This window comes from Variovorax sp. LjRoot290, assembly GCF_964253985.1.
Classification (GTDB): Bacteria; Pseudomonadota; Gammaproteobacteria; order Burkholderiales; family Burkholderiaceae_C; genus Variovorax.
The window spans coordinates 2,973,330-2,987,053 of sequence record NZ_CAXURW020000001.1 but is presented as its reverse complement, the minus strand read 5'-3'; the positions used below and the strand labels follow the sequence as shown (position 1 = coordinate 2,987,053).

13 protein-coding genes are annotated in these 13,724 nt (G+C 68.5%); 11 read left to right on the top strand and 2 right to left on the bottom strand.

Going from position 1 to position 13,724, the window contains the following annotated elements:
- Nucleotides 1-111 precede the first annotated feature (111 nt).
- Nucleotides 112-3,333, top strand: a complete 3,222-nt coding sequence (locus ACSQ9A_RS14875; RefSeq protein WP_436304176.1) for a hypothetical protein — start codon at nt 112-114, stop codon at nt 3,331-3,333.
- Here the strand turns inward: ACSQ9A_RS14875 and mnmC are convergent.
- Both mnmC and ACSQ9A_RS14865 read right to left on the bottom strand, forming a co-directional pair.
- The gene (mnmC, locus tag ACSQ9A_RS14870; RefSeq protein ID WP_436304175.1) at nt 3,309-5,186 is read right to left on the bottom strand and encodes an FAD-dependent 5-carboxymethylaminomethyl-2-thiouridine(34) oxidoreductase MnmC; all 1,878 of its coding nucleotides are present in this window, start codon (nt 5,184-5,186) and stop codon (nt 3,309-3,311) included. The two genes, ACSQ9A_RS14875 and mnmC, sit on opposite strands and share 25 nt — an antisense overlap.
- A 15-nt stretch (nt 5,187-5,201) precedes the next feature.
- A complete protein-coding gene (locus ACSQ9A_RS14865) occupies nt 5,202-5,474 on the bottom strand; it encodes an oxidative damage protection protein (RefSeq protein WP_093108778.1) in 273 nt (90 codons plus the stop codon).
- Between the two features lie 129 nt (nt 5,475-5,603).
- Between ACSQ9A_RS14865 and ACSQ9A_RS14860 the strand changes: the two genes are divergently transcribed.
- From ACSQ9A_RS14860 to epsC, 10 genes are all read left to right on the top strand, one after another.
- The gene (locus tag ACSQ9A_RS14860) at nt 5,604-6,632 is read left to right on the top strand and encodes a sulfate ABC transporter substrate-binding protein (protein WP_436290265.1); all 1,029 of its coding nucleotides are present in this window, start codon (nt 5,604-5,606) and stop codon (nt 6,630-6,632) included.
- A gap of 130 nt (nt 6,633-6,762) precedes the next feature.
- Nucleotides 6,763-7,347 carry an NADPH-dependent FMN reductase gene (gene ssuE / locus ACSQ9A_RS14855; protein WP_093108776.1) on the top strand — a complete coding sequence of 195 codons (585 nt, stop codon included), beginning with the start codon at nt 6,763-6,765 and terminating at the stop codon, nt 7,345-7,347.
- Between the two features lie 109 nt (nt 7,348-7,456).
- The gene (locus ACSQ9A_RS14850; protein ID WP_436304174.1) at nt 7,457-7,594 is read left to right on the top strand and encodes a hypothetical protein; all 138 of its coding nucleotides are present in this window, start codon (nt 7,457-7,459) and stop codon (nt 7,592-7,594) included.
- A 31-nt stretch (nt 7,595-7,625) separates the two neighbouring features.
- Entirely contained in the window at nt 7,626-8,582 is a 957-nt protein-coding gene (locus ACSQ9A_RS14845; protein ID WP_436304173.1) for a sulfonate ABC transporter substrate-binding protein, read from the top strand.
- 101 nt (nt 8,583-8,683) lie between these two features.
- Nucleotides 8,684-9,853 carry an FMNH2-dependent alkanesulfonate monooxygenase gene (gene ssuD / locus ACSQ9A_RS14840; RefSeq protein WP_436304172.1) on the top strand — a complete coding sequence of 390 codons (1,170 nt, stop codon included), beginning with the start codon at nt 8,684-8,686 and terminating at the stop codon, nt 9,851-9,853.
- A 21-nt stretch (nt 9,854-9,874) separates the two neighbouring features.
- Entirely contained in the window at nt 9,875-10,708 is an 834-nt protein-coding gene (ssuC, locus tag ACSQ9A_RS14835; protein ID WP_436304171.1) for an aliphatic sulfonate ABC transporter permease SsuC, read from the top strand.
- A gap of 14 nt (nt 10,709-10,722) precedes the next feature.
- Nucleotides 10,723-11,679, top strand: a complete 957-nt coding sequence (locus ACSQ9A_RS14830; protein WP_436304170.1) for an aliphatic sulfonate ABC transporter substrate-binding protein — start codon at nt 10,723-10,725, stop codon at nt 11,677-11,679.
- Nucleotides 11,680-11,685: 6 nt separating this feature from the next.
- Entirely contained in the window at nt 11,686-12,495 is an 810-nt protein-coding gene (locus ACSQ9A_RS14825; RefSeq protein ID WP_436304169.1) for an ATP-binding cassette domain-containing protein, read from the top strand.
- Nucleotides 12,496-12,531: 36 nt separating this feature from the next.
- Nucleotides 12,532-12,747, top strand: a complete 216-nt coding sequence (locus tag ACSQ9A_RS14820; protein ID WP_028250350.1) for a TOBE domain-containing protein — start codon at nt 12,532-12,534, stop codon at nt 12,745-12,747.
- 62 nt (nt 12,748-12,809) lie between these two features.
- Nucleotides 12,810-13,724: a serine O-acetyltransferase EpsC gene (gene epsC / locus ACSQ9A_RS14815; protein WP_436304168.1), complete on the top strand. Its 915-nt coding sequence runs from the start codon at nt 12,810-12,812 to the stop codon at nt 13,722-13,724.

Here is a 13,724-nt window from a genome sequence, read left to right as displayed (position 1 = left end):
AATTGTCTACCGTGTATGAGGTAGACACCGTCCGTTTGGAGGGCGCTTTCCGCCGAACGACACATTGTGAAGTCGAAGCGCGTCCCTAGACTGCACAGCGAAGGGGGTCCTATGGAAAAGGATTCCAAGTCCGGGCTGGGCGGTCTTTCAGGCAACGGCCTCATCGCGGTGATGCTGCTGCTCGCGGGTGCGCTGTTCGTGCGCGAGGCACCGCTCGAAACCACCCGTCTGCCGGCCGGCGAACCGCGCTTCGCGCAGCATTTCTCGCTGCAGGATGTCGACGCGCGGCTCTGGCAGGATCCCTTCGGCGCGGTCGCCAAGGGCCGGGTGGAGGCCAGGAAGAACGACGCGAAAAGGGCGGAGGCGGACGACGCGCGGCGCACCGCCGCCGACCTGGCCCGGGAGATCCGGTCCAGGCAGCCGGTGGAGATCCTCGCGGTCATGCTGCCGGGCGGACCCTACTCGGAGAACGTGGAAAGTCGCAGGCGAGGACGCTATGCGGTGCTAGCAGGCCTCAACGCAAGCCGGCTCTCGCCCGTCGATACCGAACATCTGGGCTACTTCTTTCCGCCGCCGGTTCGTCCCGGTCCGTACGCGAGATCGCAGGAGCCCATACCTTACGAGTGGTTCGAACCCACACTGGATGCGCGCGGGAACAACGATGATCTTCGGCGCGTGCTCGTCATGTGGCTTCGGAGCGAGGCTTTCGACAATGCACCGTTCGCGCGGATGGCGGAACTGGCGCGGCCCTTTCTCGAATCCGGCGCGAGCTGGCGCGTCATTGGACCGAACGGTTCGGACGGGCTCAAGGCCATGATCGACGAAGCGGCGAAGGCCAGCCTCAAGGGCAAGGTGCCCGCGCCGCCGATGCGCTTCTATTCGCCGTACGCGACCGTGCCCGACGATGTCCTGCTCCCGGACGCCGAGTCGAGCCTTGCCGACTTCTTCGAGTCAAGGGGCGCGCTGCTGGTGCGCACCATCGGCAACGACGGAGGTCTCGCCACCAGGCTGATCGATGAACTGGAGCTGCGCGGCCTGAGGCCGCTCACGATCGAGGCGCTGGGGCCGGACCGCGGCGAATCGGATCCGCCCCCGACGCTGACGGCGGAGCAAGAGGTGGAGGCCTACCGGAAAGCCTGCCGTCCGAGCGACGGGGAGAAGCCGGACCCTGCGCCGAGCCATGTCGCCGTGGTGGCCGAGTGGGACACCTTGTACGGCCGCAGCCTGCGGCGCGAATTCCGGCCCGCGGCGAACGAGCGCGGTTTCTGCATCAACTCTTTCAACTATGTGCGCGGACTCGATGGCCAACTGCCTGCGGGCGGCCAGGGCGCGTCGGATTCCGCCAGCGGCGGCAAGCAGGCGCCAGGCGACAAGGATGCGACCCGTCGCAAGGACGGTACCTTCATCGAGCGCGCCGAAGGCCAGAGCCAGTTCGACTACCTGCGCCGTCTCGCCGTGCAGATGCGCGAGAAGGACCGACGCGTACGTGCCGCCAGTGCCGACGGCATGGGTCTGCGCGCGATCGGCGTGTTGGGCAACGATGTGCACGACAAGCTGCTGGTGCTGCAGGCGCTCAAGCCGGAGTTTCCGAACGCCATCTTCTTCACCACCGATCTGGATGCGCGCTTCCTGCATCCGCGCGAGCAGGCCTGGACACGCAACCTCATCGTCGCCTCCAACTTCGGCCTGCGCCTCCGGGACGAGCTGCAAGGCGGCGCACCGCCGTTTCGCGACAGCTACCAGGTGTCCACCTTCCTGACGACACGGATCGCCATGGACGACGCGCGGCATCCCACGCGGCCGTTATCGCAGGCGGCCGTTGGCCGGTGGTTCAAGACACCGCGGATCTTCGAGATCGGCCGCACCGAGGCCTTCGAGTTCTACGGTCGTCCGGCGAACGAGGGCCCGCAGAAGGCCACATCGAATCCGTGCCGGGGCGAGGGCTGGACCGCATGCGAAGACGTCCATCCGCCCGCATCGGCCCGCTATCCGATGCCGCGGGAGGCCACGCTGGTCCTGATCGCGAGCCTTCTCGTGCTCGCCCTGTGGGCGCCCGCGCTCTTCATCAGCCTCGGCGCACGGCGCTTCCTGGGGCGCTTCGTCGCCCGCGCACCTGACGGCTCCGCGCTGCTCGCGCGCTATGCGGCACTGGCGGTGCTTGTCGTGCTGCTGCAGCTCGAGCTGCCGCTCTGGCTGGCCGCCCACTGGCAGCCCTTTGCCGAGTGGCTCACGCGCGAAGGCAAGCCGCTGACTGCGTTCGAAGGCATCAGTCTCTGGCCGACGGAAGCCATTCGCGTGCTCAATCTGGTGCTGTGCCTGTACCTGCTCTTCCGGGGCTGGGGCGCGCTCACGCGCAACCTCGACGAGATCACGCGCGAATTCCACCTGGGCCGCACGCGCCGCGAACTGATTGCCGAGCAGCGCGAGGCCCAGGCGCGGCTGCGCTGGTGGCAGAAGCTGGCCCAGGTGTTCTCGATGCGCTTCGTGCCCGCCGCCAGCCGCTCAAAGCAGGCCGCGCACGGCATGTTGGCACCCGCGCTCGACTTCTGGAAGCGCTACGTGGCGCAGAACAGGCTCAGCGCGCGGCTGTTGCGCACCACGGCCTATGTGGCCGCGGCGCTGCCATGGAGCTACCTGATCGTGCTGGCCTTCGACGAAGAGCGCTCCGTGCCGTACCGCGGCGATCTGTCCCTCGCGGTGCACGACGGCCTGCGCATTCCGTCGCTGGTGGCGATGTACTTCCTGGTGTTCTTCGTCGTCGATGCGACCGCCTTCTGCGTCGGCTTCGTGCGCGGCCTGCGCGAGCAGGCGGCGAACTGGCCCGAAGCCACGCTGGATCTGTTCGAGGCGCAGACCGGCATCCCGCGGGCCCACCTGGACAACTGGGTCGACCTGCAGTTCATCGCGCTGCGCACGCGCAGCGTCACGCACCTCATCTACTACCCCTTCATCGTGATTTCGCTGCTGCTGCTCTCGAGGAGCGCGGTGTTCGACCGGTGGACCATGCCGGTGAGCACCATCGTCCTGTCCGTCGGCGGGGCGGTCGTCGCGCTGGGCTGCGCGCTGGCGCTGCGCCTTGCCGCCGAGGCCTCGCGCCGGCATGCGCTCGACCTGGTCAAGGACGCGCTGATGCGGGCGAACGCCAAGGCGCCGGCCGCGCCCGGCGAGGCCACACCCAAGCAGCTCGAACTGCTGCAGTCGCGCATCGAGAGCTTGCGCATGGGCGCCTTCGCCCCGTTCTGGCAGCAGCCGCTGGTCAAGGCGGTGCTGCTGCCTTTCGCCACGCTGGGCGGCTCGACGCTGTTGGACTATCTGGCGCTGGCGAACATCTGAGCGCTGGAACGCTGCGCATCCAGGGCCCGCGCTTGCGATGCCGAAAGCGGCAAGGGCTCGCCGTGCCACTGTGCCGCAAGCAGTTCGGCACACAGCGCGGCGAATGTGAGGCCGCGCGAGCCCATCGCGGTGCAGAGCCACACGCCCTGCGACGATGCCGGGTCGAGTGGGCCGACCAGCGGCCGGCGGTCGCCCGACGCACAGCGCACGCCGGCCCATGCCTTCGCGTCGCCGCGCTCGAACGCCGACGAGAGCTGCAGCGCAGCATCGGGATGGAGCCTGGCGAGCCGCTCGCGGTTCGATTCGGTGTCGGCGCCGCGTGGCGCGGCATCGCTGCTGTCGCGGTCGAAGGTGGCGCCCGTGAGCCAGAGCGCGCCATCGGCGTCGGGTACATGCGCAATGAGATGGCCGTCGCCGTTGATCGGCACGCGAGGCAGCCGCGTGCCGTCGTCCATGCGCCCCCAGGCGACTTGGCCGCGCACGGGCTGCAGCGCCAGCGCGGGCGCGAACGCACGGCTTTCGAAGCCGGCGGCGATGACCACGCGTTCGGCTTCGGCCAGCAGGGCGCCTTGGGCGTCGTGCAGCGTCCAGCAGGCGAGCCCGGGTTGCGGTGCTTCGATGCGTGCCACGCGCCGTCCGGTGGCGAGTTCGATGGCGGGCTGCGCCAGCCAGGCCTGAGCCAGCCGCGCCGGCCGCACCCAGCCGCCGCGCGCATGCCAGAGTGCAGGCGCATCGGCCGGCAGTCCGGTTTCGCGAATCTGCGCGGCCGAGGCGTGCCACGATTCATTGGGGCCTTCGGCCGTCCAGTCGGCGGGCAGGCGATCCTGGCCCGCGGCGCGCCGTTCGAGGACGCCGCAGGCCCGCCAATCCCTGCCTTCCGCCAGCAGCGCCTCGAGCTGCTGCCACGTGGCTCGCACGCCGGCGCGGGTCAGGCGCGACAGCAGCGCGTCGTCGGGTGACACATGCGGCGCGAGCACGCCGACGGGCAGGCCCGAGGCCCCGGCCGACGGGCGATCGCCGGCATCCAGCACCGTGACCTGCCAGCCGCGCCGCGCCAGGCTGGCTGCCACGGCTGCACCGGCCAGTCCCGCACCGATCACCGCGCAGCGCCCCGGCGCCGCGATGGGCGCGGGCAGCGGCGCGCGGCGCCGAATCTGCCAGGCCGGCTCGAACACGCCCTGCAGGCAATCGCGCTTGGGCGGCAGGCCGGGCGCCCTGCGGAGCTGGAAGCCGCGCTGCGCCAGCGCGTCGCGCACCGTCCGCGCGATGGTCCAGCTCGCGATGCGGGTGCCGCGCCGCGCAAAACGTGCCACGGCCTTGAGTGTCTCGGGCGACCACATCTGCGGATTGCGCTCGGGGCTGAAGCCGTCCAGAAAGATGCTGTCGGCCTCGAAGTGCTGCTGCGTGCGCAGCATGGCCTGCACATCGCCGATGCACAGCGTGAGCAGCACGCGGCCTTCGTCGAAGACCAGTCGATGGAAGCCGGGCAACAGGCCCCACCACTGCGCCCCCAGTGCGGCGGCCAGCGGGGCAAGTTCCGGATAGGCCGCGGCGGCGCGCAGCAGATCGTCGCGCGACACCGGGTGCGCTTCGACCGAGACGAAATGCAGCAGGCGCGGGCGCTGAGGATCGGCTCGCCAAGCCTGCCAGGCTGTCAGAAAAGAGAGGCCGAGGCCAAAGCCGGTTTCGAGAATCCGCCATTGCGGGTGCCCGGCCCAGGCCTCAGGCAAGCCGCAGCCGGCCAGAAACACATGCCGGGCCTGCGCCAGCGCGCCGCTTTCGGAGTGGTAGATATCGCCAAAGCGCGCGCTCTGCGGCACGCCGTCGGCCCGCCAATCGACCGGCTCGGTCATGGCGCGGGCAGGCGATCAGTTCGTCGGGGGAACGTAGCCCTGCGCGACGTCAGCGCCCTCGCCGAAGAAGTGCTTCTCCATCTGGCGCGCCAGGTACTGGCGGGCACGGGCATCGGCCAGGTTCAGCCGGTTCTCGTTGACCAGCATGGTCTGCTGCTTGAGCCAGGCGGCCCAGGCTTCCTTGCTGACGTTCTCCCACAGGCGTTTGCCGAGTTCACCGGGGTAGGGCGGGAAATCGAGCCCTTCGGCCTCTTTGCCGAGCTTGATGCACTGGACCATGCGTGCCATTTGGATTGCCTTCGTGTGGGTTGCTTAGTTGATTTCGCTATTTAGAACTGAGAACTCGGTCGTTCCAGTTTCTTTATGCGCTCTTCAGAATTCGCAGCTTCACTGTTATGCCCTCCTGAGCACAAGACCATGAGCTTTCGCCGCGACTTTATCAAGCTTTCCCTAGGCGCCGCCGCTGCCGCCAGCATCGCCCTGACGGCATTGCCGTCGTTCGCGCAAAGCGTGACCTTGCTCAACGTGTCCTACGACCCGACGCGCGAGCTCTACGTCGACTACAACAAGGCCTTCGCCAAGTACTGGAAGGGCAAGACCGGACAGGACGTGAGCATCAAGCAGTCGCACGGCGGCTCCGGCAAGCAGGCGCGCTCGATCATCGACGGCATCGACGCCGACGTCGCCACGCTGGCGCTGGCCGGCGATACCGACGCGCTGGTCAAGCATGGCGGCCTGGTCAAGGCCGACTGGCAGAAGCGCCTGCCGCACAACTCGGCACCGTACACCTCGACCATCGTCTTCCTCGTGAAGAAGGGCAACCCCAAGGGACTGAAGGACTGGGACGACCTGGCCAAGCCCGGCGTGCAGGTGATCACGCCCAACCCCAAGACTTCGGGCGGCGCGCGCTGGAACTACCTGGCCGCATGGGAGTTCGCCAAGCGCAAGTACGGCGGCGACGCCAAGGCCCGCGAGTTCGTCGGCAGCCTCTACAAGAACGTGCCGGTGCTCGACACGGGTGCGCGCGGCTCGACAATCACCTTCGTGCAGCGCGGCGTGGGCGACGTGCTGCTGGCCTGGGAGAACGAGGCCTTCCTGGCGCTGAAGGAATTCGGCCCCGACAAGTTCGACATCGTCGTGCCCTCGGTCAGCATCCTGGCCGAGCCCACGGTGACGGTGGTCGACAAGGTGGTCGACAAGAAGGGCACGCGCGCCGTGGCCGAGGAATACCTCAAGTACCTCTACTCCGACGAAGGGCAGGACATCGCCGGCCGCAACTACTACCGCCCGACCTCCGACAAGGCCAAGGCCAAGTACGAGAAGCAGTTCCCCAAGCTCACGCTGTTCACCATCGACCAGGCCTTCGGCGGCTGGGCCAAGGCGGACAAGGAGCACTTCGCGGACGGTGGCTCCTTCGACCAGATCTACACGGCGAAGCAGAAGTAACCAGCTCGCCCCCAGGCTCCCCGCACTTCGTGTCGGTACGCCAACCCCCTACCGGGGGCGGGCCCGGCCGCTTCGGGCGGCCGGGCGCGGCGGCCCCCTGAAAAAGAACCACCTTCGAACGAAAGCAATCGTGACTGTTCTCCTGATTGCCGGCAGCCCGTCGGCGCCTTCGCGCTCGGCCGTGCTGCTCGATGCGGTGGCCGCGCGGCTCGCGCTGCGCGACGTGCCGGCCGATCGTCTCGCGATCCGCGAGCTGGCAGCACATGCGCTGCTGCTGGGCGAGGCTTCGCATCCCACCGTGCAGCATGCGGTCGAACAGGTGCGGCGCGCCGACGTGATCGTGATCGCGACGCCTGTCTACAAGGCGGCCTACAGCGGCGTGCTCAAGGTCTTTCTGGATCTGCTGCCGCAGTCCGCGCTCAAGGGCAAGACGGTGCTGCCGCTGGCCACCGGCGGCAGCCCGCACCACATGCTGGCGCTCGACTACGCGCTGCGGCCCGTGCTGCAGTCGCTCGCGGCACGGCACATCCTGCCCGGCGTGTATGCGACCGACGGCCAGGTCACGCTGCAGCCCGAGGGCGCGTACCAGCTGCAGCAGGAGCTCGCCCAGCGGCTCGACGATGCGGTGGAGACGCTGGCGAGCGAAGGGCTCAAGCTGCCCGCCACCAGCGGCTTCGAGCCGGTGCCCTTCTCGCGCGTGCGATGTAGCGTCTGAGCCCGGGCCGGCCGGCCCGGCGCGAGAGCGCCACCACCTTCTTTTTCCACATTGGTTTTTCGCCGCCGGCGCGCGGCGCGGGACAACTCACGCCTGAAAGACATCCGCCATGAACCCTGTCAGCACCGAAGACCTTGCCATCGATGCGCCGCCGCGTCCGCTGTGGCGCGCGCTGCGCGACCTCGCCATCAGCGTGGTCGTGGTCGCCGCCATTGCGCTGATCGTCGGCTTCATTACCGCCACCTGAGCCGCTGGCTCCATCCATCGAAAGCATCACCATGACATTGCATTCATCGAAGCGCCGCCAACTGGTCCAGGGCGCCGCGGCCGCGATCGCCTTGCCTTCGCTGGCGGCACTTGCCCAGGCGCCGGCGCGGCAGTTGCGCATCGGCCATCAGAAAGGCGTGCTGAGCCTGCTGAAGGGCCGCGGCACGTTGGAGAAGCGGCTGGCGCCGCTCAAGGTCTCGCTCAAGTGGACCGAGTTCACGGCCGGGCCGGTGCAGCTTGAGGCGCTCAACGTCGGCTCGATCGACTTCGGCGACGTCGGCGAAGCGCCGCCGATCTTCGCGCAGGCCGCGGGTGCGCCGCTGGCCTATGTGGCGGCGACCGTGCCGCGCCCGCAATCGGAAGCGGTGCTGGTGCCCAAGGGATCGGCGATCCGTTCGGTGGCCGACCTCAAGGGTAAAAAGGTCGCACTCAACAAGGGCAGCAACGTCCACTACTTCCTGGTCAAGCTGCTGGAGAAGCACGGCCTTGGCTACGGCGACGTGAACCTCGCCTTCCTGCCGCCCTCGGATGCGCGCGCCGCCTTCGAGAAGGGTTCGATCGACGCCTGGGTGATCTGGGACCCGTTCCTGGCCGCGGCGGAGAAGACGCTCGAAGCCAAGGTGCTCGCCGACGCCACGGATGTGGTGGGCAACCGCGCCTACTACTTCTCCTCGCTCGGCTATGCAGAGAAGAACGCCGACGTGATCCGGATCCTGACCGAGGAGATCGACCGGGTCGAGCAATGGGGCCAGACCAACAAGAGCGCGTTCGCGGCCGAGCTTTCGCAGCTGTGGGGCATTCCGCAGCCGGTGGTCGACGTCGTGGTGGGGCGCGCGAACTACGGCACGAGGCCGATCACCAAGGCGGTCCTGGCGGAGCAGCAGAAGATCGCCGACACCTTTTTCTCGCTCGGGTTGATCCCCAAGAAGATCAACGTGCTCGATGCAGCGGCCGCCGGTATTGCCTGACAGCGCGCTGTTGCGGCTTCGCGCAGTGCGGGTGCTTCGGACCACGGCACTGGCGTGGGGCCTGCGGCGCTTTCTCTTCGCCATCTGATCGAGATCACACCATGCAAGTCTTCTGGTTTCTTCCCACCCACGGCGACAGCCGCTACCTCGGCACCACCGAGGGCGCGCGCCCGGTCGACCTGGCCTATCTGCAGCAGGTTGCCGGCGCGGCCGACCAGCTCGGCTACGAGGGCGTGCTGATCCCCACCGGCCGCTCCTGCGAGGACCCGTGGGTGATCGCGGCCAGCCTGGTCGGCGCGACGCGGCAACTCAAGTTTCTGGTCGCGGTGCGGCCCGGGCTGCACCAGCCCAGCCTGGCCGCGCGCATGGCCGCGACCTTCGACCGGCTCTCGGGCGGGCGCGTGCTCGTGAACCTGGTGACCGGCGGCGATCAGTCCGAGCTCGAGGGCGACGGCGTCTTTCTCGACCATGCAGCGCGCTACGAGCAGTCGGCCGAGTTCATCCGCATCTGGCGCGAGATCATCGCGCGCAGTCATGAAGGCCAGAGCTTCGACTACGAAGGCAAGCATCTGAGCGTGAAGGGCGCGAAGCTGCTGTACCCGCCGACGCAGAAGCCTTATCCGCCGGTGTGGTTCGGCGGCTCCTCGGCGGCGGCGCACGAGCTCGCGGCGGAACAGGTCGATACCTACCTGACCTGGGGCGAGCCGCCGGCCGAAGTCGCGAAGAAGATTGCCGACATCCGCGAGCGCGCCGCACGCAAGGGCCGCACGGTGAAGTTCGGCATCCGCCTGCACGTGATCGTGCGCGAGACCGCGGACGCGGCGTGGAAAGCCGCCGAAGAACTGATCAGCCGCGTCGACGACGACACCGTGATCCGCGCCCAGGCCGCCTTCGCACGCATGGACTCCGAAGGCCAGCGCCGCATGGCCGCCTTGCACGCTGGTGGTGCCAGGCGCACGCGGGCCGAGCTCGAGATCTCGCCCAACCTCTGGGCCGGCGTGGGTCTGGTGCGCGGCGGCGCCGGCACGGCGCTGGTGGGCGATGCGAAGACGGTGGCGGCGCGCATCGAGGAGTACGCGGCGCTGGGCCTCGACAACTTCATCCTCTCGGGCTACCCGCACCTCGAAGAGTCCTACCGCTTCGCCGAGCTGGTGTTCCCGCTCTTGCCGCGCAAGCGGCGCCCGAGCCTGCCGGGCGGGGCGCTGACCGGTCCCTTCGGCGAGGTCGTCGCCAATCTCGATGCGCCTTCGCGCCTCGTTTCGCAAAGCTGATCAAGGCAAAGGACTCTCTTCATGACTGAACAAGTGCAGCCATTGCCGGTCGCGGCACCTTCGCTGGGCTCGGCGCAAGCCTTCGGGCTCGGGGTCGCCAAGCGCCTCGTGCCCTGGCTCGTGCCCGTGGGGTTGATCGTCGCGTGGCAGATCGCCTCGTCGCTCGGCTGGCTCTCCACCCGCGTGCTGCCGGCGCCGATCGACGTGGTCAAGGCCGCGTGGGCGCTGGCCGTCTCGGGCGAACTGTGGACCCACGTGAAGGTGAGCGCCGGCCGGGCCTTGTCGGGCCTGGCCATCGGCGGCGGGCTCGGCCTTGCGCTGGGCCTGCTCACCGGCTCGGTCAAGTTCTTCGAGACCCTGCTCGATTCCACCATCCAGATGGTGCGCAACATCCCGGCGCTGGCGCTCATTCCGCTGGTGATCCTCTGGTTCGGCATCGACGAATCGGCCAAGCTGTTCCTGATCTCGGTGTCGGTGTTCTTTCCGATCTATCTCAACACCTTCCACGGCATCCGCAACGTGGACCCGCAGCTGATCGAGATGGGCCGCACCTACGGGCTCTCGCGCTGGCAGCTCTACAAGGAGGTGATCCTGCCCGGTGCGCTGTCCTCGATCCTGGTGGGCCTGCGCTTCTCGCTCGGCCTCATGTGGGTGATCCTGATCGTGGCCGAAACCATCTCGGCACAGGCCGGCATCGGCTATCTCACGATGAACGCGCGCGAGTTCCTGCAGACCGACATCGTGCTGGTGGGCATCCTGCTCTATGCGTTGCTCGGCAAGCTGGCCGACGTGTTCGCCCGCGGGCTGGAGCGCTGGTGGCTGCGCTGGCATCCGGGCTACCAGGCGGCGAAATGAAGGAGGAGGGCGAGATGACTTCTCTCACTCGGCGCGCCGCGCTCGGCGCATTGGCTTCACTGGCCGGTGGCATGGCCTATGCGCAAGGCGCGGCCCCGTCCACGATCCGCATCGGCTACCAGAAGTCGTCGACGCTGACCGTGGTGCTCAAGACCCAGGGCACGCTGGAGCGGCAGCTCGCGCCGCTGGGCGTCAAGATCAGCTGGCACGAGTTCACCAGCGGCCTGCCGTTGCTCGAAGCGCTCAATCTCGACAACCTCGACTTCAGCGCCGACGTGGCCGACACCGTGCCGGTGTTCGCGCAGGCCGCGGGCGCGAAGCTGACCTTCGTCGCGCAGGAGGCGCCGTCTCCGGCCGCGCAGGCGATCGTCGTGCGGGCCGATTCGCCCATCCAGTCGGTGGCCGATCTCAAGGGCAGGAAGGTCGGCTTTGCCAAGGCGGCCGGCGTGCACTACCTGCTGATCGCCGCGCTCGACAAGGCCGGCCTCTCGTTCAAGGACATCGAGCCCGCGTACCTCACGCCGGCCGACGGCCGAGCCGCTTTCGAGCGCGGTGCGATCGATGCCTGGGTCGTGTGGGACCCGTTCCTCTCCGCGGCGCAGCGCCAGTCGAAGCTGCGCGTGCTGGCGGACGGCACCGGCATCGCGTCGTACCAGCGCTACTACCTGGCCGGAACGCCGTTCGCGAACGCGCGTCCCGACGTGCTGCGCGTGCTCTACGGCGAACTGCACAAGGCCGGCCTCTGGGTCAAGCAGAAGCCCGCGGAAGCGGCCGCCCTGCTGGCGCCAGTGTGGGGGCTCGATACCGCCACGGTCGAGCATGCCAATGCGCGGCGCAGCTACGCGGTGCGTCCGGTGGTGGTTGGCGGCCTGGCCGAGCAGCAGCGCATCGCCGATGCCTTCTTCGCCGAGAAGCTCCTGCCCAAGAAACTCAATGCGCTCGACGTGGCGCTGTTCAACCCCGGAGTCTGAAAAAACATGAGCGCCATCCTCCAGCAAGGCTTTGCCGGCGTGCGGCTCGAAGCGCGCGGTCTCCACAAGCGCTACGGCACGCGCGAGGTGCTGCGCAACACGCAGCTCACGATCGAGCCGGGCCAGTTCATCGCCATCGTGGGCCGCAGCGGCTGCGGCAAGAGCACGCTGCTGCGCCTGATCGCGGGCCTCGAGGAAGCCTCCGAAGGCGGCCTCTACACCGACGGCAAGCCCGTCGACGGGCTGCACGACGACACGCGGATCATGTTCCAGGAGGCGCGCCTCCTGCCGTGGCGCCGCGTGCTCGAGAACGTCACGCTGGGCCTGCCGACGGCGGCGCGCGTGCGCGGCGACGAAGTGCTCGCGCAGGTCGGCCTGGCCGACCGCAAGGCCGAGTGGCCGGCGCGCCTGTCGGGCGGGCAGCGCCAGCGGGTCTCGCTGGCGCGTGCGCTGGTGCATCACCCTCGGCTGCTGCTGCTCGACGAGCCGCTGGGCGCGCTCGATGCGCTGACGCGCATCGAGATGCATCGCCTGATCGAGAACCTGTGGCAGCGTCACCGCTTCACCGCCCTGCTGGTCACGCACGACGTGCAGGAAGCCGTGGCGCTGGCCGACCGCGTGATCCTGATCGAGGACGGCCGCATCGCGCTGGACGAAAACATCGCGCTCGCGCGGCCGCGCTCGCAGGGCGATCCGGCTTTCGCGGCGATCGAGAAACGCATCCTCGACCGCGTGCTGCAGAAACCCGATGGCGAGCCGGCCAACGACACGCGCTGGGCCGACGGGCCGGCGCACGTCCTGCGCTGGGCGGTCTGATCTTCTTCTTCCTTCTTTTTCAACAGGAGTCCCTCCATGTCCATCCAAGCCATCAACGTCCGCAACCAGTTCAAGGGCAAGGTCCGCGAGATCATCCGCGGCGACGTCGTCTCCGAAGTCGACGTCGAGACCGCCTGGGGCATCGTGACCTCGGTCATCACCACGCGCTCGGTCGACGAGCTGCAGCTCAAGCCCGGCTCCGACGTGGTCGCGCTGGTGAAATCGACCGAAGTGTCCATCGCCAAGCTCTAAACCCTTCCGACGCCGCGTTTGCTCCCGATGCCGCAACAATGTGCGGAAACAAGGAGCAAGCCATGGCCGGATTCGATGTAAGTGAAATCGTCAGCGCGCTGCACGAGGTGCGCGACGAATGGCGCGATTCCCAGAAGCGTTCGCGCGAACCGGGCAGTCGCGAGTTCCCCTCGCGTGATGCGCTGGCCGGCATCGTCGAATCGCTGAAAGGCGCGCTGTTCCCGATGCGGCTTGGGCCGCCCGACTTGCGGCACGAGAGCGAGGACTTCTACGTCGGCCACACGCTGGACTCGTCCCTGCAGTCGCTGTTGACGCAGGCCCGGCTGGAGCTGCGCTACAACGCGCGACACCAGCCGCGCGATGCGGCCGAGATCGATGCGGAGGCGGAGGAGGCGGTGCGCGCTTTCGCAGCCGCGCTGCCCGGCATTCGCCGCCTGCTCGACGGCGACGTGATCGCCGCCTACCAGGGCGACCCGGCCGCGCGCAGCGTCGACGAGGTGTTGCTGTGTTACCCCGGCATCCTGGCGATGATCCATCACCGCCTCGCGCACCAGCTCTACGACCTGGGCCTGCCGCTCTTGGCACGCATCGTGGCCGAGCTCGCGCACGGACAGACCGGCATCGACATCCATCCGGGCGCGCAGATCGACGCCGGCTTCTTCATCGACCACGGCACGGGCGTCGTGATCGGCGAGACCACGGTGATCGGCAAGCGCGTGCGCCTCTACCAGGCCGTGACGCTGGGTGCCAAGCGCTTTCCGACCGATGTCGACGGCAACCTGCAGAAGGGCCTGCCGCGCCATCCGATCGTGGAAGACGACGTGGTGATCTATGCCGGCGCCACCATCCTGGGCCGCGTGACCTTGGGCAAGGGCGCGACCATCGGGGGCAACGTCTGGATCATCGACGACGTGCCGGCCGGCGCCAGCGTGACGCAGGCGAGCCTGCAGAACGCGCCGCAGCACCGGCTGCCGTGA

Coding starts and splice junctions, on each gene's coding strand:
- ACSQ9A_RS14875 (WP_436304176.1), top strand. CDS start 112: ATGGAAAAGGATTCCAAGTCCGGGCTGGGCGGTCTTTCAGGCAACGGC.
- ACSQ9A_RS14825 (WP_436304169.1), top strand. CDS start 11,686: ATGAGCGCCATCCTCCAGCAAGGCTTTGCCGGCGTGCGGCTCGAAGCG.
- ssuC (WP_436304171.1), top strand. CDS start 9,875: ATGACTGAACAAGTGCAGCCATTGCCGGTCGCGGCACCTTCGCTGGGC.
- ACSQ9A_RS14860 (WP_436290265.1), top strand. CDS start 5,604: ATGAGCTTTCGCCGCGACTTTATCAAGCTTTCCCTAGGCGCCGCCGCT.
- ACSQ9A_RS14865 (WP_093108778.1), bottom strand. CDS start 5,474: ATGGCACGCATGGTCCAGTGCATCAAGCTCGGCAAAGAGGCCGAAGGG.
- mnmC (WP_436304175.1), bottom strand. CDS start 5,186: ATGACCGAGCCGGTCGATTGGCGGGCCGACGGCGTGCCGCAGAGCGCG.
- ACSQ9A_RS14820 (WP_028250350.1), top strand. CDS start 12,532: ATGTCCATCCAAGCCATCAACGTCCGCAACCAGTTCAAGGGCAAGGTC.
- epsC (WP_436304168.1), top strand. CDS start 12,810: ATGGCCGGATTCGATGTAAGTGAAATCGTCAGCGCGCTGCACGAGGTG.
- ssuD (WP_436304172.1), top strand. CDS start 8,684: ATGCAAGTCTTCTGGTTTCTTCCCACCCACGGCGACAGCCGCTACCTC.
- ACSQ9A_RS14845 (WP_436304173.1), top strand. CDS start 7,626: ATGACATTGCATTCATCGAAGCGCCGCCAACTGGTCCAGGGCGCCGCG.
- ACSQ9A_RS14830 (WP_436304170.1), top strand. CDS start 10,723: ATGACTTCTCTCACTCGGCGCGCCGCGCTCGGCGCATTGGCTTCACTG.
- ACSQ9A_RS14850 (WP_436304174.1), top strand. CDS start 7,457: ATGAACCCTGTCAGCACCGAAGACCTTGCCATCGATGCGCCGCCGCGT.